Raw genomic sequence first — 4,958 nt, 5'->3', positions numbered from 1 at the left:
CGCCAGCATCATGCGGGGCGACAAGCACCTGGGTAGGAGTAAAGCAGGTGAAAAACCATTGCTCTCTTGGGCCGGTAGCGACTGGCATATACCAAGGGAAGTAGATGACGTTCCGTGACAACGGACGCCGGTACTGCCGAAGGCAGACCACATTCGATGGATGGCGCGTAATCCATCGATGACAGCGGCAAAGACCGCAGTTTTCAGCATCCCGACGAATCACGACAGTGGGCCAGCGGCGGGCTCTACCGGAAATGATCCAAGCAACTGGTCTCCATCGCGGCATCTTGGCGGGCCAATTACGAAGGCGCTAACTGCGCCTGCTTTGGAAAGCATCTTGGGTCATGCCGCCCCAGGGTGCTTCCCAAGGTTTTTATGGAGGAAGTAATGAAGGAACAGGCTTTACCAAACATCTTTGGCTACTCATCAACCAGACACCAAACCCCGCAGCAACCTGACCAGGCACTTTTGTATCGGATCTGCATTGCAGAGGCGAAACTTGGAGTGTCACGATCAACCATCTACCGACTGGTCAATGAAGGTGAGTTGGTACTTATCAAGATAGGCAAACGCTCCAGTGGCATCACCGCAGCCAGCCTACATGCTCTCATTGAGCGCCACAAGGCACTTGCCAGTTAGGTAAACGCGCCAGTATGTTTTCAGCTTCATTGATTTTGTCCGAAAAACAACCACAAGCTTCGGACAAATTTGCATTCCGTCCGAAAAAAGACTACAAATATCGGACAAAGGTGCCATATGAACGATCTCAAGACTCGGATCATGGCTCACATCGATGAAGCGCTGCCTGGCCAGGTATGGGTGCCAGCCGATTTTTCCCAATATGGCAGCAGAGACGCCGTGGACAAGGCGCTTCAACGCTTGGTTACGGCGGGCCAGTTGCGCCGTATCGATCGTGGGCTGTACGACCGACCCAAAGTAAACAGCCTGACCAAAAAGGCAACAGCTCCAGACTACCGCGCCGTCGTGGATGCCATCGCACGTCGCGACCAACTGCGCCTGCTCGTCGATGGCATGACCGCCGCCAACGACTTGGGTCTGACGGACGCAGTGCCAGCCAACGTCGCCATCCACACTGATGCACGCCGGCGCGCCATTCAACTCGGAAACCTGACCATCACATTCAAGCTCACGGCCCCCAGTCGCCTATATTGGGCTGGACGGCCCGCCATGCGTGTGGTCCAAGCACTGTACTGGCTCAAAGACACCCTGCCCGCAGACCAACCCCGCATCGTCAGACGGCTGTCCGAACTGCTGGGCGACTCCGAACAAGGTGAAGCGATACGTCGGGACTTGCTGACAGGCTTAAACACGTTGCCAGCATGGATGCAGGCAATTGTGCGTGAACTGCCGGGCTGCGCCGTACAGGACACCAAAGCCGCTATACCGTTCCCCGGCACCACCGACCGTCGGATGCGCAGAGACACTTTTGCATGAACCCAAATTTCTATACCATCATTCAGGCCGCTGACGATGAGCGGCGCGGCCTATTCCTGACAACTGCTGCCCGACTGGGCACCGCTGTTCAGAATGTCGAAAAGGACTTCTGGGTGTGCTGGACGCTGGACGCGCTGTTCAACGGTCTGCCGCCAGGCGGCCCTCGCCTACTGTTCAAGGGCGGCACATCATTGTCCAAGTCATACGGCCTGATTTCCAGATTCTCCGAGGACATCGACATCACCGTATTCCGCGAAGACATCGGCGAACCCGCTGAAACTGCGGATTTGGACGCCTTGAGCGGCAAGCAACGGCGCATCCGCCTGGAACGCATCCGTACTGCCTGCCAGCATTATGTTGCTGATGGTATGACGACGCAGATCCACGCCATCGCAGCTAATACCATAGCTACCGACCGCTTCCGCTTGGAGCTAGATCCGGATGACCCAGACCAGCAGACTCTGCTGTTCTGGTACCCCGCCGTGACAGCTGCGCCTGGCGACTACATTCGTTCCGCCGTGAAGATCGAAGCTGGGGCCAAATCGGCGCTGGACCCACATGAAATGGTCGTGGTATTTCCCTACATTGCCAACGATCTGCCCGACCTGAACATGGCCGTACATAACGTGACGACCGTTAAGCCCGAACGCACCTTCTGGGATAAGGTCATTATTCTGCATGGCCTGCGCCAATGGCATGATCGCAGAGGCCTATTACGCCAAGGTGGCCAGCGCGTGTCCCGGCACTATTACGATGTCCACCAGCTTCTTCAGCATCCCGACGCAAACGTATGGATGGCAGATCGCCTCCTTGCACAGGACTGCGCACAACATGCCAGGCTGTTCTTCGGCAGCGCTGACTTGCGTCTGGACGTGGCCGCACATGGCACCTTTACTCTGTCGCCACCGGATGCCATGCACGACGCACTGACCCGAGATTACGAAGCAATGAGCGGCATGATCTTCGGGCCATTTCCTGCTATAGATGAAGTGCTTCAAGTTGTCGCTGAGCTGGAGCAACGCTTGAATACGAATCTCACGTAGTAAGCGAACTATGAGAGGGCGACATAAACTACTGTCCACACAGTTACGGCACATATTGGAATCGAACCACAGGCCTTCTTCGTTGTTTTTTTGCACCTGTACCCCAGCTTGTACCCCGCCGTTCCCGCTCGATTAGAAAAGCGCATGGATACTGGCCTCAACCGCGTTGATTCGATTCCGCCCCAGGCCACCAACAGATTCAACAAAAAGCCCAATCTTCGGATTGGGCTTTTTGTTTTGCCTGGAAGGATTGCATACGGCATGCACAACACGCCACAAATGCCGCCGGGGTAATTTGGGATTCGCGAGGGTGCCATGTTCTCGGCTTCAGATTTCTTTGAAATACGTGTGGCCGGCAACGGCGCCCCGGACGCCATCCAAGGACTTCAGCTATATGCAGCAGGTGTGGTCACCTTGGCCAGACAAATATTGGCATAGAAAGGCATGCGCTAGCTTGCCGCCAAGGTGCGTTCCAGAAAATCCAGCCTGTCTTGTCCCCAGTAGGATTCACCACGGTATTCGTACCAGGGCGCGCCGAAAACCTGAAGATCGATCGCCGCCTGAGTATAGGCATCGTACACGTCAGTCGCCGCTTCCCGGGAGGCATACAAAAGAGCCCCATCAAGCCCGTTCTCATCGCCTATCTGGATGAGAGTGTCGGGGTCGGAAATATCGCGTTCTTCGGCCCAGACCGCGCGCAACAAAGCGCCCGCCAGTTTCAGGGCGGCTTCGTTGCCATTGGGCTTAATCGCGGCGGCAATCATTTTTGCAGCCGCCAGGTCGTCGACCGGAAAAAACCTGGGGTTGAGGTTAAGAGGCAAACCCAGAAACTCAGACCAGCGCTTCAATTCGATAAGCCGATACGCTTGCCGCTGCGGCGCGCGCTTGTTCAGGGGCAGGCCGCCCGATATCGGGAATATGCTTTCACCCAAGCCAAAAGGCCTGGGCTCCACCACCGCATCAAATTTTTTGGTCATGGCAAGCAAACGCTCATGGCCCAAGTAGGTCCATGGTGACCGTGGCGATAGATAGTAGTGAATGACCTTCATAAGTTGCTCCTGACGGTGACGTGTGATTGTGACATTAGTTTTCGAATATAAGTCAGATTAGCCGAAGGCGTTGTCCGACAACGGGTTGGAATTCTTTCTGAAAATCCTTATTCTGAAAGCCTTTACAGTTTGCCCGTTCGAACCTATCCCAGAACTGCTCACATGAAAGTAACCACCACCAAAACCACCCCGCGGGCAAGCAAAACCGCCCAAACTCCGCAAGAGAAGCGTTTTGATCAAGCCTGGCAACGGGTAATCGAGCAACAGAAGGAAAATGACAGCTTCCGTGAAAATATCCATGCATTTTCACGGGATATTCACGCGCGCATCCAGGACGGGGAGCAGGCATACATGGACGCCATGCACGGCGCCTGCCTTCATCTGCTATCTTTTTTCAACAGAAGGTCTCTTGCGCAGTGGCAGCGCGAAACCCTGATGGACTGGGTGACCGAATACCTGGAGACCATGCAAACCAATCCTTTTTCATGTCTGGATACGGAACCGATCCGGCAGCGTTTGGCACAAGCTATGGCTGCCACATTCCCCGACTCGGTATCGGCGTCGGGATATCCGGCGGACGATTTATCATTTGGTGAATACGGCTCTCCCACGGCAGATGAGGAAGATCCCTTTATCGAGGATATGTTTCAGGAATGGATGGCCGAATTTGAAGAAACCAAAACAGGCGGTTCAGGTGAAGAGCAGGATGAAGCGTACACAAACCAGGAATTCGCCCACGGTTTCTTCGAGGAACAACGTGCTCATGAACAACAGCGCCTTGATGAAAGCCTGGCTTTAAAACATCTCATGAAGTCTTCTTCGGTCAATAAGCTGTTTCGCAAAGTCGCTGGTACGCTGCACCCTGATAAAGAACGGGATGAAGCAGCACGCCAGGAAAAGAACCGTTTGATGGGTGAATTGATTCAGGCACGGAACACTAATGATATTCCACGCATATTCGCTTTTTACGCCGAATATGTAGGTCAGTCGCCCTTGCAAGAGCTAGGCAAAGATTTGCTCAGTGTCACTGAATTACTTGAACGGCAATACCTGTACCTGCGCGAATTAAAAGAACGTATCCTGGATGAAGACCCGCTCACAGGTATCTTGTATCGGCGGTTCCACCGGAAGACACCCGCAGCGACACAGCGCGCTATCAACAAGCACCTGAAAGAAACCCAGGCTCATGCCAACGCCTTGCGAGCCGTGCCTCAAGATATCACCAGCCTGAACAGACTAAAGCCCTACCTGGAATTGCGTTATGAAATGCTTATCCAGGATTCATTATTTGATATTTAAATATCAGAAGTCCACCAAACGCCGTTGCGGGTCGCCCCTCGCACCTATAAGCGCCAATGGTGTATCGGCGGCATAGGAATCATGGCATTTTCTGACGTGGCGAGCCATCACG

At 54.2% G+C, this 4,958-nt stretch carries 5 protein-coding genes; 4 read left to right on the top strand and 1 reads right to left on the bottom strand.

Annotation, left to right across the window (positions count from 1 at the left end; all coding sequences use genetic code 11):
• The first annotated feature begins 387 nt into the window (after nucleotides 1-387).
• The 3 genes from ABWO67_RS19035 to ABWO67_RS19025 all read left to right on the top strand — a co-directional run bounded on the left by ABWO67_RS19035 (nucleotide 388) and on the right by ABWO67_RS19025 (nucleotide 2,498).
• A complete protein-coding gene (locus ABWO67_RS19035) occupies nucleotides 388-639 on the top strand; it encodes a helix-turn-helix transcriptional regulator (protein ID WP_353154836.1) in 252 nt (83 codons plus the stop codon).
• Between the two features lie 117 nt (nucleotides 640-756).
• Nucleotides 757-1,455 (top strand): DUF6088 family protein, encoded by a 699-nt coding sequence (locus ABWO67_RS19030; RefSeq protein ID WP_353154833.1) that lies wholly within the window; start codon nucleotides 757-759, stop codon nucleotides 1,453-1,455.
• A complete protein-coding gene (locus ABWO67_RS19025) occupies nucleotides 1,452-2,498 on the top strand; it encodes a nucleotidyl transferase AbiEii/AbiGii toxin family protein (RefSeq protein WP_353154830.1) in 1,047 nt (348 codons plus the stop codon). The genes ABWO67_RS19030 and ABWO67_RS19025 overlap by 4 nt, the downstream gene beginning before the upstream one ends.
• A gap of 449 nt (nucleotides 2,499-2,947) precedes the next feature.
• On the opposite strand, the gene ABWO67_RS19020 is transcribed toward ABWO67_RS19025, so the two are convergent.
• Nucleotides 2,948-3,547 carry a 2-hydroxychromene-2-carboxylate isomerase gene (locus ABWO67_RS19020; protein ID WP_353154827.1) on the bottom strand — a complete coding sequence of 200 codons (600 nt, stop codon included), beginning with the start codon at nucleotides 3,545-3,547 and terminating at the stop codon, nucleotides 2,948-2,950.
• A gap of 162 nt (nucleotides 3,548-3,709) precedes the next feature.
• Between ABWO67_RS19020 and ABWO67_RS19015 the strand changes: the two genes are divergently transcribed.
• A complete protein-coding gene (locus tag ABWO67_RS19015) occupies nucleotides 3,710-4,846 on the top strand; it encodes a hypothetical protein (RefSeq protein WP_353154824.1) in 1,137 nt (378 codons plus the stop codon).
• The last annotated feature ends 112 nt before the right edge of the window (nucleotides 4,847-4,958 follow it).

It is taken from the genome of Pollutimonas bauzanensis (assembly GCF_040393045.1).
Taxonomy (GTDB): domain Bacteria; phylum Pseudomonadota; class Gammaproteobacteria; order Burkholderiales; family Burkholderiaceae_B; genus Pollutimonas; species Pollutimonas bauzanensis_A.
The sequence above is the reverse complement of the archived record's forward strand: the minus strand, read 5'-3'. Positions and strand labels throughout refer to the sequence as shown.

Coding starts and splice junctions, on each gene's coding strand:
- ABWO67_RS19015 (WP_353154824.1), top strand. CDS start 3,710: ATGAAAGTAACCACCACCAAAACCACCCCGCGGGCAAGCAAAACCGCC.
- ABWO67_RS19030 (WP_353154833.1), top strand. CDS start 757: ATGAACGATCTCAAGACTCGGATCATGGCTCACATCGATGAAGCGCTG.
- ABWO67_RS19025 (WP_353154830.1), top strand. CDS start 1,452: ATGAACCCAAATTTCTATACCATCATTCAGGCCGCTGACGATGAGCGG.
- ABWO67_RS19020 (WP_353154827.1), bottom strand. CDS start 3,547: ATGAAGGTCATTCACTACTATCTATCGCCACGGTCACCATGGACCTAC.
- ABWO67_RS19035 (WP_353154836.1), top strand. CDS start 388: ATGAAGGAACAGGCTTTACCAAACATCTTTGGCTACTCATCAACCAGA.